This window comes from Spinactinospora alkalitolerans (assembly GCF_013408795.1).
Taxonomy (GTDB): Bacteria; Actinomycetota; Actinomycetes; order Streptosporangiales; family Streptosporangiaceae; genus Spinactinospora; species Spinactinospora alkalitolerans.
Window position 1 is genome coordinate 235,435 of the sequence record NZ_JACCCC010000001.1, and the last position, 25,062, is coordinate 260,496.

The following is a 25,062-nucleotide window of genomic DNA, read 5'->3' on the forward strand; positions in this document are numbered from 1 at the left end:
GATGGTCCCTGTTAGCCGCCGCACGTCCATTATGGGAACACTGCGCCCCTTCGGCGCTGTTGACTGTTGTGGCAGAGCGTGAGCGGCCGTGAACGGGAAGGGACGCGCGAGACAGTGGTGCCAGAGACTCCCGGCCAGCCCGGCGGGGCGGCCGACGGTTCCGGGCCACCGGTGGAACCCCGCCGGATCGCCACCATCAGCCTGCACACCTCACCCCTCGACCAGCCGGGCACCGGCGACGCCGGGGGCATGAACGTCTACATCGTCGAGGTGGCCAAGCGCCTCGCCGAGCGCGGCGTCGCCGTCGACGTCTTCACCCGGGCCACCGGCCTGGGCCAGCCGCCCGAGGTCGAGATGGCGCCCGGCGTCACCGTCCGGCACGTCTCCGCCGGCCCGTTCGGCGCGCTCGACAAGGACACCCTCGCCCGCCACCTCTGCCCGTTCATCTTCGGCGTGCTGCGGACCGAGGCCCGCAACGAGCCCGGCCACTACGACCTCGTGCACGGCCACTACTGGCTGTCCGGCCGGGCCGGCGCGGTGGCCGCGCAGCGCTGGGGCGTGCCGCTGGTCCAGTCCATGCACACGCTGGCCAAGGTCAAGAACGTCTCCCTCGCCGACGGCGACGTCCCGGAGCCCGAGGTGCGGGTCCGCGGCGAGGACCACCTGGTGCGCTCCGCCGACCACCTCGTCGCCAACACCGCCGACGAGGCGGCGCAGCTCGTCCGCTACTACGACGCCGACCCCGCCCGCGTCACCACCGTCCCGCCCGGCGTCGACCTCGACGTCTTCACCCCGGGTTCGCGCGCCGCGTCGCTGCGCCGGATCGGCCTGCCCGAGGACGCCGAGCTCCTGCTGTTCGTCGGCAGGGTGCAGCGGCTCAAGGCCCCCGATGTGCTGATGCGGGCGGCGGCCCGGCTGCTGCAGCGCGACCCCTCGCTGCGCGGCCGGCTGGTCGTCGCCGTCGTCGGCGGCCTGTCGGGCCGCGACGCCGCCGAGCCGCGCAGGCTGACCGAACTGGCCCGCTCGCTGGGCATCGCCGACGCGGTGCGGATGGAGCCGCCGCGCTCCCGGACCGAGCTGGCGCACTACTACCGCGCGGCGACCGCCACCGTCGTCCCGTCGTACTCGGAGTCCTTCGGCCTGGTGGCGGTGGAGTCGGAGGCGTGCGGCACGCCCGTTGTCGCGGCCCGGGTGGGCGGCCTGCCCACGGCCGTGAGCGACGGGGTCTCGGGCGTGCTGATCGACGGCCACGACCCCGACGACTACGCGCGCGTGCTGCACCGCATGATCACCGAACCGGCTTGGCGCGACTCCTTGGGCGCGGCGGCCGTGGGCCACGCGGCCGGGCTGAGCTGGTCCGCCACCGTCGACGGGCTCCTCGGCGTCTACCGTGGCACCCTGGCGGGTTCGCCGCTGCCCGTCGCGGCCAACCAGTAACCGGGAGAGGACACGGATGCCATCGCAGGAACAGGCGAGCGCCATCGCGGCCATCGAGACCGCGCTGAAAGAGGCCGACCTGGAGTTCGAGCGGCCGGACCCGGAGGCGTTCATGGTCACGCTGCCCGGGCGGCGCAAGCTCAAGACGCTGGCCTGGCTGGGGGTCGGTGAGCACAGCCTGCTGGTGAAGACGTTCTTCTGCCGACAGCCCGACGAGAACCACGCGGACTTCTACCGCTGGCTGATGCTCAAGAACAACGAGATGTACGGGATGGCGTTCACGGCCGACGAGGTCGGCGACGTCTACATCGTCGGCCGGTCGGCTCTGGCCTGCGTCACCCCCGAGGAGGTCGACCGGTTGCTGGGCTGCCTCCTGACCTACTCCGACGACTACTTCAACCCGGCGCTGGAGCGCGGCTTCGCCTCCTCCATCCGCCGCGAATGGGAGTGGCGGGTGGAGCGCGGCGAAAGCCTGCGCAACCTGCAGGCGTTCCGGCACCTGATCGACGAACCCGGTGGCCGGGGCTGACCGGGCGGTCCCGTCCGGCCCGGTCGGTCCGCCCGGCCGTGCGCCGATTGGACTAGACCATTGGGGGGCCGTCGGCGTGCCCGCCGACGCGACTCGCTAGGCTGGCACCCATGGGCACTCTTGTTCTGCTGCGACACGGCGAAAGCGTCTGGAACGCCGAAGGACTGTTCACCGGCTGGGTGGACGTCGACCTCTCCGCCAAGGGGGAGGAGGAGGCGCGCAGGGGCGGTGAGCTGCTGCTCGGCGCCGACCTCCGACCCGACATCGTGCACACCTCCGTCCTGAAGCGGGCGATCCGCACCGCCAACGTCGCGCTCGACGAGGCCGGCCTGCACTGGCTGCCGGTCAAGCGGTCGTGGCGGCTCAACGAGCGGCACTACGGCGCGCTGCAGGGCAAGAACAAGGCGCAGACGCGCGAGGAGTACGGCGAAGAGCAGTTCATGACCTGGCGCCGCTCCTACGACACCCCGCCGCCGGAGATCGCCGACGACGCCGAGTACTCCCAGTTCGGTGACCGCCGCTACGCCGACCTGCCGCCCGAGCTGATGCCGCGCACCGAGTGCCTGGCCGACGTCGTCGCGCGGATGCTGCCCTACTGGTACGACTCGATCGTCCCGGACCTGGCCCTGGGCCGCACCGTCCTGGTCGCCGCGCACGGCAACTCGATGCGCGCGCTGGTCAAGCACCTCGACGGCATCGACGACCAGACGATCGCCGGGCTCAACATCCCCACCGGCATCCCGCTGGTCTACGAGCTCAACGACGACTTCACCCCGCGCAAGACCGGCGGCGAGTACCTCGACCCCGAGGCCGCCAAGGAGGCCATCGAGGCCGTCAAGAACCAGGGGAGGAAGTAACCCCCGACCGACCCACGGCACCCCACAGCGGCCCGGGCCCCCCGAGCGGGACCCGGGCCGCCGTGCGTGCGACCGGTACCCGGAGTCGCGCCGCGCTGATCGGGTCAGTCGGTCGACTCTCCTCTTGTCGCCTGCCGCCGTGCTAAATTGGTCGAGCGCCCAATACGGATGTCCAGGGCATTCGCCCAGGAGGGAGACGGCACGGTGAAGGCTCTCGTCTGCGGAGCGGGCATCGCGGGGTTCGCGCTGGCCTGGCACCTGGAGCGCTCGGGCTGGGACGTCGAGCTGGTGGAACGGGCACCGGCCTTCAGGACCGGCGGATACGTGATCGACTTCTTCGGTCCGGGCCTGGAGGCCGCCGACCGGATGGGGCTGCGTCCCCGGCTGGAGGAGGTCCGCTACCCGTTCTCGGCGCTCAGCCACGTCGACCGCGACGGGCGCGAGACGAGCCGCCTGGAGATGCCCGACGACTTCGTCCAGGTCGTCAGCCTGCTCCGCGGCGACCTGGCCCGGACCGTCCGCGACGACGTCCGCGCCCCGGTGCGCTACGGCACCAGCGTCGAGGAGGTCGAGCAGACCGACGGCGGGGTCGGCGTGCTGCTGACCGACGGCACCCGGCGCGAGGTGGACCTGCTGGTGGGCGCCGACGGGGTGCACTCCAGGATCCGCGCCCTGGTGTTCGGCGCCGAGCAGCGCTTCCTCCGCTACCTCGGGTACCACGTCGCCGCCTACCTCTTCACCGACGCCGGCCTCAACCGCACCATCGGCATGCGGTACCGGGCGCTCAGCGTGCCGGGGAAGACGGCCGGGGCCTACGCCCTGCGCGACAACGGGGTCGCGACGCTGCTCCTGCACCGCGAGCCCGACCCGGCACCGCCCGAGGACCCCGCGGCGGCGCTGCGCCGGCGCTACGCCGATCTGGGCTGGGTCCTGCCCGAGCTGCTGAGCCACTGCCCGCAGCCCCCCGAGCTCTACTACGACCAGGTGACCCAGGTCGAGATGGAGCAGTGGAGCCGGGGCCGCGTGGTGCTGCTCGGCGACGCCTGCCAGGCCGTCTCGCTGTTCGCCGGGCACGGCGCCTCCATGGCCATGGCCGCCGCATGGGTGCTCGCGGACGAGCTCGGCGAAGCCGGTGCCGGACTCAGCGGGGCCGGCGGCGACCTGCCCGGCGCGCTCGCCCGCTACCAGCGGCGCATGCGACCGGCCATCGCCGACACCCAGAGGTTCGGGCGCAAGTCCGTGCGGTGGATGGCGCCCTCCAGCCGGTGGCGCATCACCGCCCGCGACTGGATGATGCGCCTGGCCGCCCTCCCCGGGGTCGACCGCCTGCTGCTCAACTCGATCACCCCGAGCGGCCACGGAATCATCACCCCGCGCTCCACCCGCTACGAGAACCTCAGCGGCGAGTAGTCCGCTGTCCTCACGGCCCCGCCGCCGGATCCCCGTCCAGCCTTCCGCTCTTTCCGTACAGGTCAGCGATGCATAGACGGAGAGTGACTGGGTAGCTCCACAGAGTGACGATGCGGTCACCAGCACCTGAGCTGGGGCGTTCCCTGGACGGGGGCGAGAGGAGCGGGATGTCATCGCAAGACGCGCGGGAGCAGGCCGAGTCGATGCACAGCGCATCAACACCGGGCACGGAGACGTGGATCTCCTCGATGATGCTCACGCCGCGGGAGACCGAGAAGTTGGTGATCTACCAGGTCGCCGAGCTGGCCCGTCGACGGCGGGAGCGGGGGGTGAAGCTGAACTTCCCGGAGGCGATCGCGCTGATCTGCGAGGCGCTGCTGGAGGCCGCTCGGGACGGTAGATCGCTGGCCGAGGCCATCGAGATCGGCAAGCAGGTCCTCACGCGCGGCGAGGTGATGGAGGGGGTCCCGGAGATGGTCACCCTCGTGCAGGTCGAGGCCACCTTCAGGACCGGAACCCAGCTCGTCTCGGTCCCCGACCCCATCTCCTAGCCCCGCGTCGGAGTCAACGAGGAGGAAGCATGGTCGTTCCGGGGCAGTGGCTGCTCTCGGAGGAGCCGGTGGAGATCAACGCCGGTCGGCGCACGGTGCGGTTGAGGGTGCGCAACACGGGGGACCGGCCGGTGCAGATCGGCTCGCACTACCACTTCTTCGAGGCCAACCGGGTGTTGGACTTCGACCGCTCCCGAGCGCTGGGAATGCGGCTGAACGTGCCGGCCGGGCAGACGAGCCGGTTCGAGGCCGGTGACGAGCGCGAGGTCGAGCTCGTCGAGTACGGCGGCGCGCGCCGGGTGATCGGCTTCAGCGGGATCACGGACGGCGCGGTCACCGCCCGCTGGACGGCCGAACGGGCGCTCGAACGCGTGCGGGACCAGGGGTTCACCGGCGCGGCGGCGCGAGGGGAGTCGGACGCCTCCGCCTCCGATGGAGCGGAGGAGCGGAAATGACGTCGATCCCCCGCCGCAAATACGTCTCGCTGTACGGGCCGACCGCCGGGGACCGGTTCCGGCTGGCCGATACCGCGCTGATCGCCCAGGTCGAACGCGACCTGCTCGTACCGGGCGAGGAGGCGGTCTACGGCGGCGGCAAGACGCTCCGGGACGGGATGGGGCAGGTTCCAGGACTGCGCAACGCCGACGGCGTCCTGGACACCGTGATCACCGCGGTGATCGTGATGGATCCCGTGCTGGGGATCGTCAAGGCCGACATCGGCATCAAGGACGGGCGGATCGCCGGAATCGGCAAGGCCGGCAACCCCTACCTCCAGGACGGGGTGGACCCGAACCTGGTGATCGGTGCGGGCACCGAGGCGATCTCCGGAGAGGGGCTGGTCGCCACCCCCGGTGGAATCGACGCGCACGTGCACTTCCTGACCGCCGCGCAGATCCCGCACGCCATATCGGCAGGGATGACCACCGTGCTCGGCGGGGGCACCGGCCCCGCCGACGGCTCCAAGGGCACCACGTGCACACCGGGACCGTGGCACCTCACCCGGATGCTGGAGGCCACCGCCGGACTGCCGGTCAACATCGGCCTCCTGGCCAAGGGCAACTCCAGCCGCCCGGAGAGCCTCGTCGAGCAGTTGGAGGCCGGGGCGTGCGGGCTGAAGGTGCACGAGGACTGGGGCGCCACCCCCGCCGTCATCGACTGCGCGCTCGGCGTGGCGGACGCCCATGACGTGCAGGTGGCGATCCACACCGACTCGATGAACGAATCGGGCTACCTGGCCGACACCATCGACGCGATCAATGGGCGGACCATTCACACCTACCACACGGAGGGGGCCGGCGGCGGACACGCACCCGACATCATCGCGATCGCCGGACTACCGAACGTGCTGCCGTCCTCGACCAGCCCCACCAAGCCCTACACCACCGACACCACCGATTCGCTGTTCTACATGACGACGGTGACCCACCACCTCAATCCGCAGAACCCCGAGGACGTCGCCTTCGCCAACAGCCGCATCCGCGCGGAGACCGAGGCCGCCGAGGACGTGCTGCACGACCTGGGCGCGCTCTCCATGTTCTCCTCCGACTCCCAGGCGATGGGGCGGATCGGGGAGACGGCCGTCACCTGCTGGCGCACCGCGGACAAGATGAAGCGGATGACCGGACCGCTCGACGGGGACCCGGAGGAGCACGACAACTCCCGCATCCTGCGCTACCTGGCCAAGTACACGATCAATCCGGCGCTCACCCACGGCATCGCCCACCTGGTCGGCTCGCTGGAGCGGGGCAAGGTCGCCGACATCGTGCTGTGGCCCACCAACACCTTCGGGGTCAAGCCGAAGTACGTGGTCAAGGGCGGGATGATCGCCTGGTCGATCATGGGGGACCCGAACGCGTCGATCCCCACGCCCGAGCCGGTGCTGCTGCGCCCGATGTGGGGAGCCGAGAGCGGCGCGGTGGGCCGCGTCTCGATGACGTTTTTGTCCCGGGCCGCCTTCGCGGCCGGCGTGCCGGAGCGGCTCGGGCCGGACCGGTGGATGGAGCCGGTGCGCGGCTGCCGCACGGTCGGCAAGGAGCAGATGGTCCGCAACACCGCCACACCGGAGATCCGGGTGGACCCGGAGACCTACCAGGTCTACGTCGATGGGCGGTTGGCCAGTGTCGACCCGGCCGAGTCGGTGGCCATGTCGCAGATGTACCACATCGTATGAGCCCGCTCGATGCGGCCCGGTCCGCCGACGGAGCGCTGTTCGCCGCTCCGGCGCCCGCCGGAGCGGCGAACAGCGGCGACGCGGTCGGCGACCGGACGCGGTCGTTCCTGGTCAGCCTGCAACTCACCGACTCCGCTTTCCCCTCCGGCCGCTACGCCTTCTCGGCCGGGCTGGAGGCGTTCGTCCAGGCCGGGCGCATCGACCCGGCGCAGCCGGAGGAGGCGCTGACGGCGCTGCTCACCGACTACCTGCGGTACGCGGTCGGACCCGCCGACGGAGCTGCGCTGGCCTGCGCCCACCGCGCGGTCACCGACCACGGCGGCGGTGACCGCGGCCGTGACAGCGGCGGCGACGGGCGGGAAGGGCCGGAGCCCGCCGCCCGTACCGGCGAGCGGCTGCTGGAGTCGGTCGCCCGCGCCGACGAGCGCCTGAGCGCGGTCAAGCTGCCCCGCGAGGCCCGGCACGCCTCCGCGCGCTCCGGACGGGCGCTGCTGGACACCGCGACGGCCGTCTTCGCCGTCCCCGCCCTCGCCGCCTACGCCCGGCGGGTCCGCGCGGGGTGCGCACCGGGCAACGCGGCCGTGCTGCTCGGCCTGCTCACCGCCGCGCTCGGCGTCCCCCGCCGCCAGGCGCTCGCGGGGGAGCTGCACTCCTTCACCGCCGGATCGGTGCAGGCCGCGGTGCGACTGGCGGTGCTCGACCACCGCGGCGCCCAGGCGGTGCTGCACCGGCTGCACCCGGTGATCACCGAGGTGACCGAGGAGAACACCGACAAGAGTGTGCAGCAGATCGCGGGCAACGCTCCTCTCATCGACGTGCTGAGCATGCGTCACGAGCGAGCCGCGCTGCGTCTGTTCGCGAGCTGACGACCACATAATCCACCAATCGACCAACCGACGTCCGGGAGCGACCATGGCACCGCCACACCAGCACACCCACCCGCACCAGGACGGGCACGCGCACGGCGCCGAGGACGACCCGGCGGGCTCCGCGCCGATGAGCGGCCGACGCAGCGGAGGGACCACGCCGAGGATCGGCATCGGCGGCCCGGTCGGATCGGGAAAGACCGCGCTGATCGAGGCGCTGGTGCCCGTGCTGGTCGCCGACGGGCACCGCCCGGTCGTGGTCACCAACGACATCTTCACCCAGGAGGACGCCGAGCACGCCCGCGCCGCCCTCGCCGGCACCCTGGACCCGGCCCGCATCGTCGGAGTGGAGACGGGATCCTGCCCGCACACCGCCGTGCGCGACGACCCCACGATGAACCTCGACGCCGCCGAGGAGCTGACCACCCGCTTCCCGGACGCCGACATGGTGCTGATCGAGTCCGGCGGGGACAACCTCACGCTGACGTTCAGCCGGGCGCTGGCGGACTACTTCGTCTTCATCATCGACGTCGGCGAGGGCGACAAGATCCCCCGCAAGCGCGGTCCCGGAATCACCGGCTCCGACCTGCTGGTCATCAACAAGATCGACATAGCGCCGCATGTACGGGCCAGCGTGCAGGTGATGGAACGCGACGCCCGCGCGGTCCGCGAGGGGCGCCCCCTGGCGTTCACCAACTGCCACACCGGCGAGGGCGTCCGGGAGGTCGCCGACCACATCGTGCGCGCCGTCCTCCGGCAGTCGGCGGTGCACCGGGCATGACCGTTCCACCGGCGCCGCCCTCCGTCCGCCACGACGCCGCCTGGTACACCCCGCCCGACCTGCCCGCGGCCCTGCGCGCCTTCGACACCCCGGTGCCCAATCTGGCAGTGGGGCGGGCGGGCAAGGTCGGGCTGCTCGAACTCGCCCTGGCCCCCGCGGGCGGGCGGACCCGGGTCACCCACCAGTACCAGCGCACCCCGCTGTACGTGCTGCAGCCGATCCACCTCGACCCGCACCGGCCGGACATGGCCTTCGTCTACCTGCAGCAGTCCGGTGACGGGTTCGTCCAGGGCGACCGGTACCGCGTCGACGTCGACGCGGCGCCCGGTGCCGCGGCGCACGTCACCACCCAGACCCCCACCAAGGTCTACGGAATGGGCGCCAACTTCGCCACCCAGATGGTGCACCTGCGGGCGGGGGCGGGAGCGGTGCTGGAGTACCTGCCCGATCCGGTCGTCCCGTTCCGCGGCTCCCGCTTCCTCTCCCGCACCCGGCTGACCGTCCACCCCGAGGCCACGGCCGTCCTCGGGGAGGTCCTGCTGCCCGGACGGGTCGCACACGGCGAGACCCACGCCTACGACTTCCACCGCGTCGAGACCGAGGTCCGCGCCTGGGACGGGAGACTGCTCGTCGCCGACCAGCTCGAACTCGCCCCGCCCGCCGCGGCGCCCTCCTCGCCCGGCCGGCTCGGCCCTTTCAGCGTGCTCGCCACCCTGTACATCCTCGCTCCCGCCGCGGCGCGGGGCGAGCTGCACGACCGGATCCACACGGCTGTGGACGCGCTCCCCGGGGTGCTCGCCGGAGTCAGCGAACTGCCCAACGACGCGGGCATCGGCGTGCGGCTGCTCGCCGCCACCTCCACGCAGGCCGCAGCGGCCGTGCACGCCGCCTGGAACCGGGCCCGGCTGCACCTCCTCGACGCCCCGGCCCCCGACCTGCGCAAGGGATAGCGGAGAGCCGAGAGCGCGTCCTTTTCGAGCGGGCGCGCCGCGACGGCGACCGCCGCCTCTCACGAGGCAGCGGTCCGCCCGTCGCCGTCCCCGCTTCCCGCCGGCCTACTGGACGCGGTCACGCGCCGCGCCGGGACGTGGTCACCTTCGCCAGCGGGGCGACGACGGCCGCGGCCACAGCGCCGTACATCACGTGTCCGACCGCGAACACCCAGGGAGTGAACTCCCGCGCGGCGACGGGGTCGATCACCCTCCAGACGCCGAGCTGCATGATCACCCACACGATCAGCATGAACACCGCGCCGGCGACCACCAGCAGCGGCAGGGACATGCGCAGCCGGCCGGCCGCCGCGGCGATCACCAGGCCGAACAGCATCGACACCATCATGTGCACGATGAGACCCAGGACGAGGCCGGTGACGCTGAAGGTCGCGTCCGTGGGCACCGAGCGCCAGAAAGTGTGCGCGATGAGGTTCAGCGGCGTCCAGAAACCCTCGCCGAGCAGCCAGAACACGATCATCGACCACATCGCCATCACGACACCGGCGACGATGCCACTGAGAACGCCGAGTCGGATAACTTGTCCGTTCATCTCTCTCCCCGTAGAAAGCCGTTATGGGCACAGGGGGGAGCGCTACCCATGGTGACGCCTTCATCACCGAGGAAGGGCTGCTCATCAGTCGAGCAGGTCGTGGCCGTCGTGGGTGCGGATGTGCGGGCCGTGGTGGTTCAGGGCGTCCAGGAGGCGGCAGGCGTAGGCGGGCGCCATGCGTGCGCGGACCTGGCCGGGGCGAGCCACCGGACGCAGGCTCCGCAGTGAACGAGGAAGGGATCCCACCCTCCTTGTCGGCCAGATCGGCGACGTCGTGCTCCTGGGGTACCTGGTCAAACAGCGCACCGAGGCCTCACCGCAGAGCCATCGCCCTCAACGGCAAGGAGGCATCGCTCTACAAGACCGCATGCCGCTTTCGTGATGCCGAACATTTCCTGTTCTGGAAAATATCTACCCTTGCCGTACTGATGGCCCCCCCGTAGTATCACCTCAGGAAACCTTTCGGAGGGACGCCCAGAGATTGGCCTGACAATGCATCTCACTCGACTCGGCGGCGAATGCCGGAATGGCACCTGTCCGACGATCTATTCGACTGACCGCGGAACCTATGTCATCCAAGGGTATGCCGTCAGCGACGAGGGTGCTCTTGAGCAGTTGGACCTGCCCCTTGGGGAAGCCGCAGTCGAGATCCCCCGAGACCTGATCGCGAGTATCGCAAATGATCTCTGAAAAAGAACTCGCGAAGTTCTTCTCCGAATTCAGAGAATCGGCTTTCCGCCTCGAAACGCTGGACCACTACAGTGTCCCCGAGGAATCCGCCTACTTCGAGAGCTTCCTCTCCGGAGGAGACTTCCCAGAGGAATGGGAGGATAACCCGTGGGTGCGCGGCATGACCGACCAGGGAAAGATTCTTCAGCGTGTCCATGTCCTCCGGTCTCCCCTCAGTGACTATCTTAGATTCCAGCTTGGCTGGGGGTACCCGGGAAGTATCGTCGACGGCGAGGACATTCGGATCATCGATCTTTCCGAATCCGATGTCCAAGGGCTTCCTGGCCATGATTTCTGGATATTTGACGACTCCACCGTATTGCGGATGCAGTACTCCGAGTATGGGAATTTCAAAGGTGCGGTCATCTTGCCGGAGAGTCGGACAAGTGAATACCGTGGCTATCGCGACACCGCTTTGAGCAACGCCGTTCCTTACACCGAGTACTGGAGTCGACACAGATAGCGTGTCCACGAGTGACCGATCCGACTTGGCGTCCGCTCTCCGGGGACTGCGAACGGAGAGCGGGCTTACCGCTGCCGCAGTCGCGCGAAGAGCCGGGATGTCGGCTGCCAAGCTGTCCAAACTGGAGAACAACCGGGTACCGGCGACCGTTGCCGATGTGGAGCGAATACTGGCTGCGCTGGAGATTCCGCCCCGGGTCCGCTCTGAGTTCTTGGCCTTGGCCCGGGCGGCAAGCACCGAACAGCGTGCTTGGCGTGTTTACCGGAGACTCGGGTTCCATAAGAGGCAACAGGAGATCGCGGCGATCGAGGGGCGGTCCACCGAGATCCGCGTCTTTCAATCCGCGATGATCCCCGGACTCCTGCAGAGCGCCGAGTATGTGCGGTCGCTTTTCTCCGCCAGTTCAGGGCTGACCGAAGAGGAGCGCTCCCGAACGGCCGCATCACGGCTGAAACGCCAAGACATCCTGTATGAAAGGGAGAAGAGATTCTACTTCTTGCTGACGGAGTCAGCGCTCCGATGGACGACTCTTGACAAGTCGGCAATGTCCGTCCAGATCGACCGGATCATCTCACTCTCCAAATCTCCGAATATCACGATCGAGCTCATCCGGTTCGATGGAGTGAAGGAAGACTTCCCGATCTCCTCGTTCTGTGTCTTCGACAGGCGCCTCGTCACCGTCGAGACATTCCATGCGGAGATATCGACGCGAGATCCACGGGATGTCGACCTGCACATGGAGGTCTTCGATGATTTCTCTGCATACGCCCTGAAAGGCGGCGCTGCCAGAGATGCGCTTGCAGAGGTTTCCGAAGGATTCCGGTGAATGTTTTCCATAAGAGGAAACGCCTTCCAGTGAACCGGAGCTCTCCCTACCCTGGTTCACAGAGGGCCGGCGGTGCGGCGGCGAATCCCCGGCAAGGAACCGAACCCGTGCCACCGGCCTTCACCTGATCCTAGACAGGCGCTCCTTCCACAGCGGGAAATTCCAGCCGACGGAAGACCGGTGCGGGCGAAGCCACCTTCCCGCCTCCGCCACCGGTCTGCTCGATGATTTCGGCGGCCGACTCCGGCAGGAACGGGACCAGCAGGCCGCCGAGCACCCGGCAGGTCTGCACGAGCTCGGCGAGCACCGCGTCCAGCGCGTCCGGGGCCGCCCCCTCCTGCTTCTCCGCCTTGGCCAGCGCCCACGGGGCGACCGCCTCGACGTAGCGGTTGCCCTCATGGCCGAGCCTGGTGACGACCTCGGCCGCTCTACGGAAATTGAAGGCGTTGACCTCGGCATCCAGGCGGGCGGGCGCCTCGGCTCGAGCCCGGCGCAGGTCCGCCGACAGCTCGTTCTCCTCGCGCAGTGCCGGTATCACGCCCCTTCGATACCTGTTGACCATGGACACCGTTCGGTTGACGAGGTTTCCGATGTTGTTGACAAGGTCCTCGTTATTGCGGGTGACCAGGCGCTCATCGGTGTAGTCGGTGTCGCCTGCGAGCGCGACGTCGCGCAGCATCCACCAGCGCACGGCGTCGGCGCCGAACCTCTCGGCGAGTTCGGACGGGTCTGCGGCGTTGCCCGCTGATTTGCTGATCTTCCTGCCGTCGGCGGTCAGGTACTCGTGCACGAAGACGGTGGTGGGCAGCTCGACCCCGGCCGACAGCAGCATGGCCGGCCAGTACACGGCATGGAAGCGGACGATGCCCTTGCCTATGACGTGGACGCGCTCGTCGCTGCCGGTCCACCAGTGCGCGAAGCCCTCACCATCGGTGCCGTAGCCGGGCGCGGTGATGTAGTTGGCGAGCGCGTCGTACCAGACGTAGATGACCTGGCCGGGCCGGTCCGGCACGGGGATACCCCAGCCACGGGCCCGTTCCATGCTGCGCGAGATGCTGAAATCCTCGAGGCCGGACTCGATGAACGACAACACCTCGCGCTTGCGGTGTGCGGGCTCGATCTTCAGCCGGTCGCTGGAGATCAGCTCAATCAGCCGGTCCTGGTAGCGGCTCAGCCGGAAGAACCAGTTGTTCTCCTCGATCAAGTCCGGTCGCACGCGGTGCTCCGGACACAGCCCGTCGTCGAGTTCATCATCGGCGTAGTACTGCTCGCAGCCATAGCAGTACAGACCGGTGTAGTTCTTGGTGTAGAGGTCACCGCGCTCGGCGCAGGCCGCCCACAGCTTTTCCACACCGGGGCGGTGTCGAGGGTCGGAACCGGTCTTGATGAAGTCGTCAAAGGACAGGTTGAGGGCCTTGCCCAGCTTCAGGAAGTCCTGTGCCACCTGCTCGACGTACTCCTGCGGGCTCACCCCGGCCGCCTCGGCGCTCCGCACGTTCTTCAGGGCGTTGTCGTCGGTTCCGGTCTGCGCTCGCACCTCATCGCCCCGTTGTCTGCGGTAACGGGCCAAAAAGTCGGTCTCGACCAGTTCCAGGGCGTGTCCGACGTGCGGTCGGCCGTTTACGTAGGGAATGGCGGTCATGGCGAAGTAGCGACTCATGCGGACCTTTCCGCCCCGCCGCCGCCCCGGCTGAGGAGGCTCCGGCTGGGGCCTCCTCAAGCGGTTGGATCAGGGCACGCGTGAGAGGCCGGAGAACATCATCATCCGACTCGGCATCATGGCCATGCGTGCCCGCTGCATGCTGACGATGCTATCCCGTACCGCCCTGCGACCGCCTGTCAAAGCGCGCATCCGCAGAACGCGGATTCCCACTTCCCTGTCCCTGTTTCTCTGCCCTCGTGGACAGTTCATTCAATCCTTGCCGTAAGTGCACTTTTCAGTGCGCTCAGGTCTAATGTCGTCTTCTGCCGGGGGTTCGCCCCTGCGGCCGCGTGCCGCGGGCGACCTCAAAGGGATCGATCGATGGATCACCGGTACCGGATTGAAGGCGACATCAACAGCAGGGCGGTCCTGGGCGTCGGCTCGGGATACACCGACCCAGTAGCCGGAACCAGCGAGATGGAGGTTCGCTTTGAGCGGCTTCCCAGCGGCTGGGATCCCCGCACCATCGTCCTGATGTGCTGTGAGCGGGCCACCGTGACGTGTTCCAGGGAGAGCGACGGAGCGGTCGGCATGTTCCAGGCGTCCGGCGGTTACCTGACGATCGGCCGCGACCTGGTGAAGGTCGAACGGCGCGGCACCATGCGCAATGCCGAAGGCCAGATCATGGTCGACGTTCACGCCAGTTCGGTTACGGACTTTCGGGGTGAGCACCGCTACGATCACTCCCGGATCGAAGGCGGGACCTCCCATATCCATTATGGAGAGAACGGCATCGCCGAGGTCCGGCCCTTCACCGGGGTCATGATGCAGGCCGGCCCGAACCTCATCACCGTCACCACCAGTTATGAAGCCGTTCTGGAGGACGACTCAACGCTCTACGGGACAACGTTCTACCCGCACTACCTCCCGCAGCAGCGAGTCCAGCTCCCCGGCCTCCAACTGCTGTCGCTGGTCTCGATCGAGCAAGAGTTCGACGGCCGGACCCTGTGGGTGCGCACCGAATCCGAGGTCACCCCGCTGACCCGCATGGCTGTTCCGGCGCCGACGGCCTCACAGCCCTCTGCGATCGGGTAGTCCCCAAGGTCGCCGCCGACTTCCGCAGTGTGGCCCGGCCCGCAAACGAGGCTCGGGCCACACAACGCCACGATCGGTCCACCTCTCAATCGAGGAGATCGTGGCCGTCGTGGGTGCGGATGTGCGGGCCGTGGTGGTCCAGGGCGTCCAGGAGCCGGCAGGCGTAGGCGGGCGCCATGCGTGCGCGGACCTGGCCGGGGGTGAGCCGGTGGCCGACAGCTCTCCCCGTCGCCGAGTGTGCCTGCGAAGGCTGTGGTCAGCGCGCCAGCGCTGGCCGCGCGAAAGGTCGCGCTCAGCCTTTTGCGCACCAGAGCCCGAACACAGGACTTGCACAAGCGCTGGTACCGCGACCTTTCGTGTCGCCACCGCTGGCGCGCTGACGACAGCCTGTTTCCGTGGGCTCCGGCTGAGGGAGTCCTGGATCGCCACGTCCTTTGATAAGCGCCTTCTCACCTCTGACTTCGCGGCCTTGGGTTGAAGCCCAAGTTCAGGATCGGCGCGCTAGAGGGCGTCGCGCTTGGCGGCGGTGAGGAAGGCCCGCCACTCGGCGGAGGGGAAGAGGAGGGTGGCCATGTCGCGGTTCTGGGTATCGCGCACGGCGGAGGCGCAGGGGGCGTCGGCGACCTCGACGCATTCATTCCGTGTGGCGCTGTAGCTGCTCTTACGGAAGATGAGTCGTTCGGTCTCGGGCTTGTGGGGCATGGCGGTTCTTTCTCTACTCATATCTCTTGATCAACTCTGCCATGCGAGTTGTCGAGGCCTCTGGATGGTCGGCCATGACACGGATGTCATCCCAGGCCTCTCGGTAGATCTCGACCATGGTGGGATCCTCTTGGTAGATACCGTCGGTGCGCGTCTCGAAGTACGCGATCGGCTTGTCCGCCGGGTTGGGGAAGTCCAGAAGAGTGAACGATCCGGTGATGCCAGGGTGCAGGCCACGTTCGAGAGGGAGAACCTGGATCTTTACTGTGTTCACCTCTTCCGAGAGGCAGATGAGTTTTTCGATCTGGGCGCGCATGACGTCCTTGCCGCCGGCGGGGCGTAGCAGCACTGCTTCGTCGATGACCGCCCAGAGCTTCGGCGCATCCTCGCGGTCAAGGATCTCCTGGCGTTCCATCCGGGCCGCCACCGCCCGCTCGGTGGCGCTCGTGTTGCGCAGGTGCACGGCCCGGTCCGAGGCCGTGGCGTATTCGGGAGTCTGAAGCAGGCCGGGAACGACCATGGTCTGATAGGTCGAGATGACCGATGCTTCTGCCTCGAATCCGACGTAGGCGTCGGTGAAGACATCCTCGAACTTTGTCCACCAGCCCTTGGCCCTGCTCTGCTTGGCCAGCGTCACCAGTGCTTCGGTGGTCTCCTCGGACGCCTTGTAGAGCGTGGCGAGCGCGCGCACGATCACGGGATCGGGGCGCTTCCACTTGTTCAGCTCCATGTTCGTCAGGCGACCACGTGACCAGCCCAGGTGTTCGCCTACCTGCTCGGCCGTCAGGTTCGACTCTTCGCGCAAGCGTTTCAATTCAGCAGACAGCCGTCTCCTGCGGAGGGTAGGGCTCAGTCTGTCTGCCACTGCTCGGGCTCCTTGGCCTCGCTGTTGTCTTCCTGCGGAGATGTTAGGTCACCCCTTCAACCAACTTTTTGAGGCCCTAGTACTGCCAATCCGAACTTTTGTATTGAAAGTTTAGTTGTCCGGGGGCACACTAAAGGACGTAGAGCTTTCACGCCGCCACAGGCGGCCTGACCCCTGGGGGTGTCTGTGTTGTCTGTGGTGCCGTCTACCGCCTTCTCACCGGTGCGGTGGGAGCCGCGGATCTACCGCGGGTCGTTGGAACTGACCGGCCGGGTCCGGGGGCATGTGCGCCGGGACCTGGACGGCTTTCCGGCCGAGGTGGCCTCGGACGTGGAGCTGTGCGTCTCCGAGCTGTTCGCCAACGCCGTCGAGTACACCGCCTCCGGCGGCGAGGGCGGGGAGGTGGTGCGTGCGATGGCCCTGCCCGACGCCGGGCGGCTGCGCGTCGCCGTCACCGACGGCGGGTTCACCGAGACCCGGCCCGCCATTCCCGAGCTCACCGGCACCGACTGGTTCGAGTCCGAACGCCACCGAGGCCTGCTCATGGTCTCCGCGCTCGCCCTGGACTGGGGCTTCCGCTCGGTGATCGAGCACCCCACCCTGAACCTGGGTCTGGTGGTCTGGGCCGACTTCGCCCTCGCCGCCGGTCAGGCCCCCTCCGGCCTGCCCCGCTTCATCCACGCCGCCTGATCCGACCCCGCCCAACCAATGACCCAGGGCGGGCCAGACGCGGCCACGCTCGTGCCGCCGGCGCTACGCGCACTGCGACAGCCAGACTCCCTGCACCCAGACCCCTGCACCCAGACCCCTGCACCCAGGCCCCCAAGACCACGGCCGTCAAGGAACACGGAGCACGACCATGACCAGAGCCGCCACCCACCGCGACCGCGCCGTCACCAAGTCCGTTGCGGGCGAAGGCGCTCACGACGCCGAGCTCGCCGCCCTGATCCGCCGGCTCGCCGTCCAGCGCCCCGACATCCTCACCGACCAGCCCCCGCTGCCCGTCCCCCGACCGCGCCCGGTCACCGAACCGCACTCCCGTCCCGGCACCGACACCCCGCCCGCGCTCATGGCCGACCCCGATACCGGGCGCCTGCTCACCCGAGACGACTTCCCCGTCGACCCCGGCGCCCTCAACCACATCGCCCATCTGCGCGCCCTGGCCAACGGCAACCGCCGCCCCGGCGACCACTGGCCCACCCACACCACCCCCGCCTTCCGCGCCAAGATGGCCCGCCCCAGCCTGCGCCGCCGCACCATCCGCGCACTCACCCACGCCGCCCGAGCCGCCTGCATGACCATCGGCGCCGTCACCACCACCGCCCTCCCCCTCGCCTGCCTCCTCCTGCTCATCAGCCCGCCCCCGCCCGGATAGCCCGTTCCAGAGAGGACCGGGCACGTGAAAAGGGCCTCGGCGCGGTCGCCGGGGCCCTTCTCGCTTCAGCGGGGAGTGGGGGGTCAGGCGCCCACGGGTTCGAACTTGTAGCCCAGTCCCCGGACGGTCACGATGAACTCGGGGTTGCCGGGGTCGGCCTCGATCTTGGCGCGCAGGCGCTTGACGTGGACGTCGAGGGTCTTGGTGTCGCCCACGTAGTCGGCGCCCCACACGCGGTCGATCAACTGCATGCGGGTGAGCACCCGGCCGGCGTTGCGCAGCAGCACCTCAAGGAGCTCGAACTCCTTCAGCGGCAACTGCACGTGGTCGCCGTGCACGGTCACGACGTGGCGCTCCACGTCCATCCGGACCGGACCGGCCTCCAGCGCCGTCGGCAGCAGCGCTTCGTCCTCGCCCCGGCGGCGCAGCACCGCGCGGATGCGGGCCACGAGCTCGCGGGAGGAGAACGGTTTGGTCACGTAGTCGTCCGCGCCCAGTTCCAGGCCGACGACCTTGTCGATCTCGCTGTCCTTGGCCGTCAGCATGATGACCGGCACGTTGGACTTCTGCCGCAGTGTGCGGCAGACCTCGGTGCCGGGCAGCCCCGGAAGCATCAGGTCCAGCAGCACCAGGTCGGCCCCGGTGCGGTCGAACGTGTCCAGCGCCTGATCCCCGGTCGGGGCCACCGCGACCTCGAAGCCTTCCTTGCGCAGCATGTACGACAGGGCATCGCTGTAGGATTCCTCGTCCTCAACGACGAGTACACGCGTCACTGTGGTGCCTCCCGATAGGTTCTCTCAGCGGAGCGCCGGCGCTCCCGAGTCTCCGGCCGGGGCAGACGCAGCGTGAACGTCGACCCCGAGCCTTCTTTGCTCCACACGGTCACTTCTCCACGGTGGTGGGTCGTGATGTGCTTGACGATCGCCAGGCCGAGGCCGGTGCCTCCGGTCGCCCGGCTTCGAGCGGCGTCCACTCGGTAGAACCGCTCGAAGATTCGTTCCAGGTCCTGCTGGGGGATCCCGATCCCCTGGTCGGCGACGCTGATGTCCACCGTCGTGTCGGTGCTGCCCACCGAGACCGAGACGCGGGTGCGTTCGGGGCTGTAGGCCACCGCGTTGGCCACGAGGTTGCGCATGGCGGTGACGAGCAGGCCCTCGTCGCCCATGACCACCATGCCCTCGGTGCCGCTGGCGATGAGCTCGATCTCCTTGGAGTCGGCCGCCATGCGCACCGCGTCCAGGGCCTCCTCGACCACGGTTTCGATCTCGATCTCGTCGGGCTCGGCCATCGGCTCGGCCCCCTGGATCCGCGACAGCGTGATGAGGTCCTGGATGACGCTGGTCAGCCGGGCGGCCTCCTGCTGCATCCGGCCGGTGAAGCGGCGGACGGCCTCGGGATCGTCGCTGGCGTCGGCCACCGTCTCGGCGAGCAGCGAGAGCGCGCCCACCGGCGTCTTCAGCTCGTGGCTGATGTTGGCGACGAAGTCCCGGCGCACGGCCTCGACCCTGCGCCGCTCGGTCTGGTCCTCGGCGAGCACCAGGACCAGGCCGGTGCCGCCCAGCGGGGCCACCCGGACCGCGAAGGAGGTGGAGTCGGGGCCGAACTTGCGGACGGCGACCTCGATCTCGGTCTCGCGGATCACGCCGTCGCGCCGCACGTGCCGGGCCAGCGCGAGCAGGTCGCCGATGACCAGCTCCTCGCCGCGCACGATCCCGAACGCCCGGGCCGCGGAACTGGCGCGCAGCACCCGGTCGGCGGAGTCCAGGACCACGGCCGAGGACGGCAGGGCCGAGAGCACCTCGGCGATTCCCGACGGAAGCTCGGACTGGGGCGCCGGTGTCGGGGTACGACTGCGGCCCGCCTCACTGATTCGAAATGCCAGACCGGCCGCGACACCCGTCACGAGTCCGACAAGCCCCGCGATCGCGGCCAGCAACTCCCCTTGCACACTTCGATCGTAAACGGACGGACCGCCGCGTTACCCGTTTGACCATGTGTTACAACCGAGGTTCCCTGAGAATTCACCATCGATTCCGAAACGCTTCAGCTACCACCTGGGACGATCAGATCATGCGCGACACTTACCACGAGGAGCTCGACGCCCTCAGTGACCGCCTCGTCGAGATGACGAGACTGGCCCGCCACGCGATCGCACGTGCGACGACCGCGCTGCTCGACGCCGACCTCAACGCCGCACAGGAGGTGATCTCCGGCGACGAGGCGCTCAACCGCCTCGACGACGAGATCGAGCGGAGCGCCTTCGACCTGATGGCCCGCCAGCAGCCCGTGGCCCAGGACCTGCGCAGCATCATCACCGCGCTGCACATGGGCGGCGACCTGGAGCGGATGGGCGACCACGCGGTCCACATCGCCAAGATCGCCCGGCGCCGGCACCCCGACTCCGCCATCCCGGCGGAGCTGCGCTCCATCGTGCTGGAGATGGGCCACCAGGCCGAGCTGCTGGTCATCAAGGCCGGCGAGGTCGTGGCCGAGCGCGACGCCGACACGGCGCTGGAACTCGACTCCGACGACGACCGCATGGACCGGCTCCGCCGCAAGCTGCTGGAGCGGATCCTCAGCCCGAACTGGGGCCACGGCGTGGAGGCGACGATGGACGTCACCCTGGCCGGCCGGTTCTACGAGCGGTTCGGCGACCACGCGGTGCACGTCGCCGACAACCTCGTCTACATGGTGACCGGGGAGAAGCCGAAGGACTACGAGCCGGAGGTGTAGTCCCGCCGCGTCCTCCAGGTGACGGGAGGGTCCCTCGGACGTCCGAGGGGCCCTCCGTGCGTCTCGGGGAGGGCGGGAGCGGCGCGCCGCTCCCGCCCCGGGGACGGGGCCGACCGAGTGTGACGGTCGCAACGGAGCGCGGCCGCTGCGCCGGGAGAGCGGGGGAAGCGGGGGATTCGGGCGGCTTCGGCTTCACCCTCCGTGTCGGCGTCCGGGCCGGTCGGGGCGGGGCGGAGTGGCGCCACCGACCCCCGGCAAGCACCTCGGGTATACTTTGTCAAGACCCGAATTGCCCTCTTGACCTGCGCGTTCGCAAACCGAATAGGTACGTTAAGTCACAGATTCGTGGTACCCTTGTGTTAGCGGAAGGGGTACTTGTCACATGACTTTCAAGGTCGGCGACACCGTTGTCTACCCCCATCATGGGGCTGCTCGCATTGAGGCTATCGAGACTCGAACCATTAAGGGCGAGGATAAGACCTACCTCGTTCTGAAGGTCGACAAGGGCGATCTTACGGTACGCGTGCCGGCGGAGAACGCCCAGGACGTCGGTGTTCGCGACGTGGTCGGTCAAGAGGGCCTGGACCGGGTCTTCGAGGTGCTGCGCGCGCCGCACACCGAGGAGCCCACCAACTGGTCGCGGCGTTACAAGGCGAACCTGGAGAAGCTCGCCTCCGGTGACGTCAACAAGGTGGCCGAGGTCGTTCGCGACCTCTGGCGGCGGGATAAGGAGCGCGGTCTTTCCGCCGGCGAAAAGCGAATGCTCGCAAAAGCCCGGCAGATTCTGGTGAGTGAACTCGCCCTCGCCGAAAAGACCAACGAGGACAAGGCAGAGGCACTTCTCGACGAGGTTCTCACGAACTAAGAATCACTGCATTCATGCGTAATATGCCGCGGGTGGGCGTCGGAACGGACGTCCACCCATTTACGTCGGGACGCCCCCTTTTCCTCGCCGGGCTCGAATGGCCGGGCGAGGACGGGGTCAGCGGCCACTCCGACGGCGACGCCGCCGCGCACGCCGCGTGTGACGCTCTGTTCTCAGCCTGCGGACTGGGAGACCTCGGGGCGCAGTTCGGCACCTCCGACCCCGCCTGGCACGGGGCTTCGGGTGTCGCGCTGCTGACCGAGACCGCCAGGCGCGTCCGTGCCGCGGGCTACGAGATCGGCAACGTCGCCGTCCAGATCATCAGCAACCGGCCGAAGTTCGCGCCGCGCCGCGCGGAGGCCGAGAAGGCCCTCTCCGAGGCCGTGGGAGCGCCCGTGACGGTCTCCGCGACCACGACCGACGGTCTGGGTCTCACCGGCCGCGGGGAGGGCGTCGCGGCCATCGCCACGGCGCTGTGCGCGCCCGCCGGGCCGGACGGGCGGCCGTAGCCGAACGTCCGAGGGGCCCGCGGGACGAAGACTCCCGCGGGCCCCTCGGACGTCTCCTCAATCCTTCGGGGGCGTCGGCTGGCTGCGGACGTGGTGGGAGGGGGGAGCCGGCGGGACGTCGGCCCCCGGGCCCTTGCGGGGCCTGAGCACCATGGGGCGCTTGCGCAGCTCCGCCGCCGACCGGGCGCCGTCGGCCGCGATCTCCGTGCTTTCAGCGGTCTCCGCGAACCCCGCGGTCTCGGGGGCTTCGACGCCGCCGTGCGCCTCGTCGCTGGTGGGGTCGTCGAGGGGCGGGTCGGACACGAAGCCGTCGTCGGGATCGGCCGCACCGGGATCGGCGGCCGGGGTCCGCTCGGCGCTTCCGGTTCCCGGCGGCGGCACGGGATCGGGGGCCGCCGCCTGCTTGATCGGGTTGGTGCTCCCGGAGGGGCGGCGCTTGGGCAGATCCGAGCCGGACCGCGACCCCTCCGGCGCCCCGGGCTCGTGCGGCTCCTCCGGTGCACGCGGCTCCTCCGGGCGCTCCACCGCCTCGGGTTCCGTCCGCACCGCCTCGGGTTCCACGGCGGGCACGGGGCCGGGGGCCGACGCAGGCGTCAGCGGCGGGGAGGAGGCCGACAGCTCCTCCCCGGCCCGGGCGGCCGGCGCGGGAGCGTCCGGCTCGGATGCGGTGCCGGACGCGGGCAGCGGCGGCGCCTCGGCGGGCGCGGGCGCGGCCGCGGACTCCCTGCGGAAGAGCCGGGTGTCCTGCTCCGAGGCGCTCCAGTCGATGTCGCCGACCTCGTGGTCGGCGGGCGCGTCGCCCGTGGGCGCCGGTTCGGGGACCGGAGCGGGAGCGACGGGGCGGGCCTCGGAGATACGGGGGCGCCGCTCGCCGCGCAGGTGCAGCACCACCCACAGCCAGATCCGGAATGCGACCAGCAGGGCGATCCACGGCGCGACCGCGACCACGACCACGGCGGCCGACTCGGCCAGGCGGTACTCCAGCGCGTTCATCGTGCTGGCCGCGGCCGCCAGCGCGATCAGCGTCAGGACCAGCAGGTCCACCCACAGCCGCCGGGAGCGCCGCGCGTCGCGGAGCAGGTAGGTGGTCCAGAACGCCAGTAGCAGCAGGAGGGTGAAGACGCCCGGGTACAGATGCGCCATCCGCCCGTCGACGCCGCCCTGCAGCGCGACCTGGTAGATGCCGTTGTAGGAGAGCAGAACGGCGCACGCGGCGATCACCGCGACGCCCAGGCCGGTGAACGCGATGGCGGTGAGCCCGGCGCCCCTGCCGGAACCCCGCGGAGCGGAGGGCGCACCACCAGAGGGATTGGAGGAGGAATTAGCAGCCATCGTGCGCAGCAGGTTAGCCCAGTGAACACGGCCAACACGAGGTTCCATCCGAAAAGCGCCGCAACCCGAGCGGAGTCGGCCCGCTTCAGCAAAGCGGGGCGATCTGGAATTTCCGCAGTTGAGAGCGCATTTCAGGGAACGGGTCAGCGGGGCGCCGCGGCGCCGCGGCAATGCCCTCGGGACTTTTCGCACATCCGCAGAGGAAATATGGGCCGACTGTTTCCCACCGCTTCCCCGCCGTCTTCGCGCGCTCGGGCGGGTGCGGGGTCCTCCCCGAGGCCCGGTGGTGTCGCAGTTCGGCTCCGTGGTAGGTGCGGAAACGGTTACCCTGGGAACCGTGAGTCTGCGCTTCTACGACACCCGAGCCCGCACGGTCCGCGACTTCACCCCGCTGAACGAGGGGTGCGTCTCGCTGTACCTGTGCGGCGCCACGGTGCAGGCGCCGCCGCACATCGGGCACATCCGCTCCGGTGTGAACTTCGACATCCTGCGGCGGTGGCTCACGCACAAGGGCTACTCGGTCACCTTCTGCCGCAACGTCACCGACATCGACGACAAGATCATCAACGTCGCCAAGGCCGAGGACGTCGCCTGGTGGGCGGTCAGCGAACGCAACCAGCGCGCGTTCACCCGGGCCTACGACATCCTGGGCTGCCTGCCGCCCACGGTCGAGCCGCGTGCCACGGGGCACGTCCCGGAGATGGTCGCGCTGATGCGCCGGCTGATCGAGCGCGGCCACGCCTACGCGGCCGGGGACGGCTCCGGCGACGTCTACTTCGACGTGCGCTCGTTCCCCGACTACGGCGTGCTGTCGAACCAGCGGATCGACCAGATGCGCGGCGCGGCCGACACCGACGGCGACCGCGACAAGCGCGACCCGCGCGACTTCGCCCTGTGGAAGGGCGCGCGCCCGGGCGAGCCGAGCTGGGAGACGCCGTGGGGCCCCGGTCGGCCGGGCTGGCACCTGGAGTGCTCGGCCATGGCCACCAGGTACCTCGGCGCCGCCTTCGACATCCACGGCGGCGGGCTCGACCTCGTGTTCCCGCACCACGAGAACGAGATGGCCCAGTCCAACGCGGCCGGCGACGACTTCGCCCGCTACTGGCTGCACAACGGGCTGCTGACCATGGGCGGCGAGAAGATGAGCAAGTCGCTCGGCAACTCGCTGCTGATCCCGGAGATGGTGCGCAGGGTCCGCCCGGTGGAGCTGCGCTACTACCTGGGCCAGGCGCACTACCGCTCCGTCATCGACTACTCCGAGGAGGCGCTGCGGGAGGCCGCGGCCGCCTACCAGCGCATCGAGGGCTTCCTGACCCGGACGGTCGAGGTCGCCGGCCCGGTGGAGCCGGCCGACCGGGTCCCGGCGGAGTTCGCTTCGGCGCTCGACGACGACCTCGGGGTGTCCCAGGGGCTCGCCGTCGTGCACGGCCACGTCCGCGAGGGCAACTCCGCGCTCGCCGAGGGCGGCAAGGAGCGGGCCGCCGAACTCGCCGCGCAGTTGCGGGCGATGCTCGACGTGCTCGGTGTCGACCCGCTGTCGGCGCAGTGGTCCGGGGGAGAGGCGACCGGCCTGCGCGACGTGGTCGACGCCCTGGTCTCGGTCGCACTGGAGCAGCGCCAGGCCGCCCGCGCCCGTAAGGACTACGCTGCGGCCGACGAGATCCGCGACCGGCTCGGCGCGGCCGGGATCATGGTCGAGGACACTCCCCGCGGTCCGCGCTGGGAGCTCAAGCGGGACTAGAAGGTCTCCGGCAGCGGCCCCGCGCGGGGCGGGGCCGCGATA

Annotated in this window: 27 protein-coding genes; 19 read left to right on the top strand and 8 right to left on the bottom strand. The window is 69.5% G+C overall.

Annotated features, from left to right (window positions below; translation table 11 throughout):
* The first annotated feature begins 117 nt into the window (after nt 1-117).
* The 10 genes from mshA to HDA32_RS01255 all read left to right on the top strand — a co-directional run bounded on the left by mshA (nt 118) and on the right by HDA32_RS01255 (nt 9,551).
* Nucleotides 118-1,437 (top strand): D-inositol-3-phosphate glycosyltransferase, encoded by a 1,320-nt coding sequence (gene mshA / locus HDA32_RS01210; protein ID WP_376766923.1) that lies wholly within the window; start codon nt 118-120, stop codon nt 1,435-1,437.
* Between the two features lie 16 nt (nt 1,438-1,453).
* Nucleotides 1,454-1,966, top strand: coding sequence for a type III secretion system chaperone family protein (locus HDA32_RS01215; RefSeq protein WP_179641412.1), 513 nt, complete (start codon nt 1,454-1,456; stop codon nt 1,964-1,966).
* 110 nt (nt 1,967-2,076) lie between these two features.
* Entirely contained in the window at nt 2,077-2,823 is a 747-nt protein-coding gene (locus HDA32_RS01220) for a phosphoglyceromutase (RefSeq protein ID WP_179641413.1), read from the top strand.
* Between the two features lie 204 nt (nt 2,824-3,027).
* Nucleotides 3,028-4,233, top strand: coding sequence for an FAD-dependent monooxygenase (locus HDA32_RS01225; RefSeq protein ID WP_179641414.1), 1,206 nt, complete (start codon nt 3,028-3,030; stop codon nt 4,231-4,233).
* A gap of 167 nt (nt 4,234-4,400) precedes the next feature.
* Nucleotides 4,401-4,784 carry an urease subunit gamma gene (locus HDA32_RS01230; protein WP_425566296.1) on the top strand — a complete coding sequence of 128 codons (384 nt, stop codon included), beginning with the start codon at nt 4,401-4,403 and terminating at the stop codon, nt 4,782-4,784.
* A gap of 29 nt (nt 4,785-4,813) precedes the next feature.
* The gene (locus tag HDA32_RS31665; protein WP_179641415.1) at nt 4,814-5,239 is read left to right on the top strand and encodes an urease subunit beta; all 426 of its coding nucleotides are present in this window, start codon (nt 4,814-4,816) and stop codon (nt 5,237-5,239) included.
* Complete coding sequence (gene ureC / locus HDA32_RS01240) at nt 5,236-6,954, top strand: urease subunit alpha (RefSeq protein WP_179641416.1); 1,719 nt, start codon at nt 5,236-5,238, stop codon at nt 6,952-6,954. Before HDA32_RS31665 ends, ureC begins: the two co-directional genes overlap by 4 nt.
* Complete coding sequence (locus tag HDA32_RS01245) at nt 6,951-7,820, top strand: urease accessory protein UreF (RefSeq protein WP_179641417.1); 870 nt, start codon at nt 6,951-6,953, stop codon at nt 7,818-7,820. The genes ureC and HDA32_RS01245 overlap by 4 nt, the downstream gene beginning before the upstream one ends.
* Before the next feature lie 46 nt (nt 7,821-7,866).
* Nucleotides 7,867-8,601, top strand: coding sequence for an urease accessory protein UreG (gene ureG / locus HDA32_RS01250; protein ID WP_281370356.1), 735 nt, complete (start codon nt 7,867-7,869; stop codon nt 8,599-8,601).
* The gene (locus tag HDA32_RS01255; RefSeq protein WP_179641418.1) at nt 8,598-9,551 is read left to right on the top strand and encodes an urease accessory protein UreD; all 954 of its coding nucleotides are present in this window, start codon (nt 8,598-8,600) and stop codon (nt 9,549-9,551) included. The genes ureG and HDA32_RS01255 overlap by 4 nt, the downstream gene beginning before the upstream one ends.
* A 118-nt stretch (nt 9,552-9,669) precedes the next feature.
* Here the strand turns inward: HDA32_RS01255 and HDA32_RS01260 are convergent, their stop codons facing one another.
* Both HDA32_RS01260 and HDA32_RS31260 read right to left on the bottom strand, forming a co-directional pair.
* The gene (locus HDA32_RS01260; RefSeq protein ID WP_179641419.1) at nt 9,670-10,143 is read right to left on the bottom strand and encodes a hypothetical protein; all 474 of its coding nucleotides are present in this window, start codon (nt 10,141-10,143) and stop codon (nt 9,670-9,672) included.
* Between the two features lie 84 nt (nt 10,144-10,227).
* Nucleotides 10,228-10,350, bottom strand: coding sequence for a hypothetical protein (locus HDA32_RS31260; protein ID WP_281370357.1), 123 nt, complete (start codon nt 10,348-10,350; stop codon nt 10,228-10,230).
* 472 nt (nt 10,351-10,822) lie between these two features.
* Between HDA32_RS31260 and HDA32_RS01265 the strand changes: the two genes are divergently transcribed.
* Both HDA32_RS01265 and HDA32_RS01270 read left to right on the top strand, forming a co-directional pair.
* Nucleotides 10,823-11,335: a DUF6879 family protein gene (locus HDA32_RS01265; protein WP_179641420.1), complete on the top strand. Its 513-nt coding sequence runs from the start codon at nt 10,823-10,825 to the stop codon at nt 11,333-11,335.
* 1 nt (nt 11,336) lies between these two features.
* Nucleotides 11,337-12,161, top strand: coding sequence for a helix-turn-helix domain-containing protein (locus HDA32_RS01270; RefSeq protein ID WP_179641421.1), 825 nt, complete (start codon nt 11,337-11,339; stop codon nt 12,159-12,161).
* A 130-nt stretch (nt 12,162-12,291) separates the two neighbouring features.
* Here the strand turns inward: HDA32_RS01270 and metG are convergent, their stop codons facing one another.
* Nucleotides 12,292-13,821, bottom strand: a complete 1,530-nt coding sequence (metG, locus tag HDA32_RS01275) for a methionine--tRNA ligase (protein WP_179641422.1) — start codon at nt 13,819-13,821, stop codon at nt 12,292-12,294.
* A 363-nt stretch (nt 13,822-14,184) separates the two neighbouring features.
* On the opposite strand from metG, the gene HDA32_RS01280 reads away from it, so the two are divergent.
* Complete coding sequence (locus tag HDA32_RS01280; protein WP_179641423.1) at nt 14,185-14,898, top strand: hypothetical protein; 714 nt, start codon at nt 14,185-14,187, stop codon at nt 14,896-14,898.
* Between the two features lie 501 nt (nt 14,899-15,399).
* On the opposite strand, the gene HDA32_RS01290 is transcribed toward HDA32_RS01280, so the two are convergent.
* Complete coding sequence (locus HDA32_RS01290; protein ID WP_179641424.1) at nt 15,400-15,600, bottom strand: DUF397 domain-containing protein; 201 nt, start codon at nt 15,598-15,600, stop codon at nt 15,400-15,402.
* 13 nt (nt 15,601-15,613) lie between these two features.
* Entirely contained in the window at nt 15,614-16,465 is an 852-nt protein-coding gene (locus HDA32_RS01295) for a helix-turn-helix domain-containing protein (protein ID WP_179641425.1), read from the bottom strand.
* A gap of 198 nt (nt 16,466-16,663) precedes the next feature.
* On the opposite strand from HDA32_RS01295, the gene HDA32_RS01300 reads away from it, so the two are divergent.
* Nucleotides 16,664-17,155, top strand: a complete 492-nt coding sequence (locus HDA32_RS01300; RefSeq protein ID WP_312862994.1) for an ATP-binding protein — start codon at nt 16,664-16,666, stop codon at nt 17,153-17,155.
* 169 nt (nt 17,156-17,324) lie between these two features.
* Nucleotides 17,325-17,840 carry a hypothetical protein gene (locus HDA32_RS01305; protein WP_179641426.1) on the top strand — a complete coding sequence of 172 codons (516 nt, stop codon included), beginning with the start codon at nt 17,325-17,327 and terminating at the stop codon, nt 17,838-17,840.
* Nucleotides 17,841-17,923: 83 nt separating this feature from the next.
* Here the strand turns inward: HDA32_RS01305 and HDA32_RS01310 are convergent, their stop codons facing one another.
* On the bottom strand, nt 17,924-18,613 hold the full coding sequence (locus HDA32_RS01310) for a response regulator (RefSeq protein WP_179641427.1): 690 nt from the start codon (nt 18,611-18,613) through the stop codon (nt 17,924-17,926).
* Complete coding sequence (locus HDA32_RS01315) at nt 18,610-19,773, bottom strand: sensor histidine kinase (RefSeq protein WP_179646388.1); 1,164 nt, start codon at nt 19,771-19,773, stop codon at nt 18,610-18,612. The genes HDA32_RS01310 and HDA32_RS01315 overlap by 4 nt, the downstream gene beginning before the upstream one ends.
* A 137-nt stretch (nt 19,774-19,910) precedes the next feature.
* Here HDA32_RS01315 and phoU point away from each other — a divergent pair, with 137 nt between their 5' ends.
* The 3 genes from phoU to ispF all read left to right on the top strand — a co-directional run bounded on the left by phoU (nt 19,911) and on the right by ispF (nt 21,947).
* Nucleotides 19,911-20,573 (top strand): phosphate signaling complex protein PhoU, encoded by a 663-nt coding sequence (phoU, locus tag HDA32_RS01320; RefSeq protein WP_179641428.1) that lies wholly within the window; start codon nt 19,911-19,913, stop codon nt 20,571-20,573.
* A 382-nt stretch (nt 20,574-20,955) separates the two neighbouring features.
* Nucleotides 20,956-21,438, top strand: coding sequence for a CarD family transcriptional regulator (locus tag HDA32_RS01325; RefSeq protein ID WP_179641429.1), 483 nt, complete (start codon nt 20,956-20,958; stop codon nt 21,436-21,438).
* A gap of 23 nt (nt 21,439-21,461) precedes the next feature.
* Nucleotides 21,462-21,947: a 2-C-methyl-D-erythritol 2,4-cyclodiphosphate synthase gene (gene ispF / locus HDA32_RS01330; RefSeq protein ID WP_218882693.1), complete on the top strand. Its 486-nt coding sequence runs from the start codon at nt 21,462-21,464 to the stop codon at nt 21,945-21,947.
* A gap of 57 nt (nt 21,948-22,004) precedes the next feature.
* Here ispF and HDA32_RS01335 read toward each other — a convergent pair whose 3' ends face one another.
* Entirely contained in the window at nt 22,005-23,279 is a 1,275-nt protein-coding gene (locus HDA32_RS01335; protein WP_179641431.1) for a DUF2637 domain-containing protein, read from the bottom strand.
* A gap of 337 nt (nt 23,280-23,616) precedes the next feature.
* On the opposite strand from HDA32_RS01335, the gene cysS reads away from it, so the two are divergent.
* Nucleotides 23,617-25,020, top strand: a complete 1,404-nt coding sequence (cysS, locus tag HDA32_RS01340) for a cysteine--tRNA ligase (RefSeq protein ID WP_179641432.1) — start codon at nt 23,617-23,619, stop codon at nt 25,018-25,020.
* Nucleotides 25,021-25,062: the final 42 nt, after the last annotated feature.

Coding starts and splice junctions, on each gene's coding strand:
- HDA32_RS01305 (WP_179641426.1), top strand. CDS start 17,325: ATGACCAGAGCCGCCACCCACCGCGACCGCGCCGTCACCAAGTCCGTT.
- HDA32_RS01255 (WP_179641418.1), top strand. CDS start 8,598: ATGACCGTTCCACCGGCGCCGCCCTCCGTCCGCCACGACGCCGCCTGG.
- HDA32_RS01265 (WP_179641420.1), top strand. CDS start 10,823: ATGATCTCTGAAAAAGAACTCGCGAAGTTCTTCTCCGAATTCAGAGAA.
- ureG (WP_281370356.1), top strand. CDS start 7,867: ATGGCACCGCCACACCAGCACACCCACCCGCACCAGGACGGGCACGCG.
- ureC (WP_179641416.1), top strand. CDS start 5,236: ATGACGTCGATCCCCCGCCGCAAATACGTCTCGCTGTACGGGCCGACC.
- HDA32_RS01220 (WP_179641413.1), top strand. CDS start 2,077: ATGGGCACTCTTGTTCTGCTGCGACACGGCGAAAGCGTCTGGAACGCC.
- HDA32_RS01260 (WP_179641419.1), bottom strand. CDS start 10,143: ATGAACGGACAAGTTATCCGACTCGGCGTTCTCAGTGGCATCGTCGCC.
- phoU (WP_179641428.1), top strand. CDS start 19,911: ATGCGCGACACTTACCACGAGGAGCTCGACGCCCTCAGTGACCGCCTC.
- metG (WP_179641422.1), bottom strand. CDS start 13,821: ATGAGTCGCTACTTCGCCATGACCGCCATTCCCTACGTAAACGGCCGA.
- HDA32_RS01290 (WP_179641424.1), bottom strand. CDS start 15,600: ATGCCCCACAAGCCCGAGACCGAACGACTCATCTTCCGTAAGAGCAGC.
- HDA32_RS01325 (WP_179641429.1), top strand. CDS start 20,956: ATGACTTTCAAGGTCGGCGACACCGTTGTCTACCCCCATCATGGGGCT.
- HDA32_RS01335 (WP_179641431.1), bottom strand. CDS start 23,279: ATGGCTGCTAATTCCTCCTCCAATCCCTCTGGTGGTGCGCCCTCCGCT.
- HDA32_RS01230 (WP_425566296.1), top strand. CDS start 4,401: ATGTCATCGCAAGACGCGCGGGAGCAGGCCGAGTCGATGCACAGCGCA.
- ispF (WP_218882693.1), top strand. CDS start 21,462: ATGCCGCGGGTGGGCGTCGGAACGGACGTCCACCCATTTACGTCGGGA.
- HDA32_RS01245 (WP_179641417.1), top strand. CDS start 6,951: ATGAGCCCGCTCGATGCGGCCCGGTCCGCCGACGGAGCGCTGTTCGCC.
- HDA32_RS31665 (WP_179641415.1), top strand. CDS start 4,814: ATGGTCGTTCCGGGGCAGTGGCTGCTCTCGGAGGAGCCGGTGGAGATC.
- HDA32_RS01280 (WP_179641423.1), top strand. CDS start 14,185: ATGGATCACCGGTACCGGATTGAAGGCGACATCAACAGCAGGGCGGTC.
- HDA32_RS01215 (WP_179641412.1), top strand. CDS start 1,454: ATGCCATCGCAGGAACAGGCGAGCGCCATCGCGGCCATCGAGACCGCG.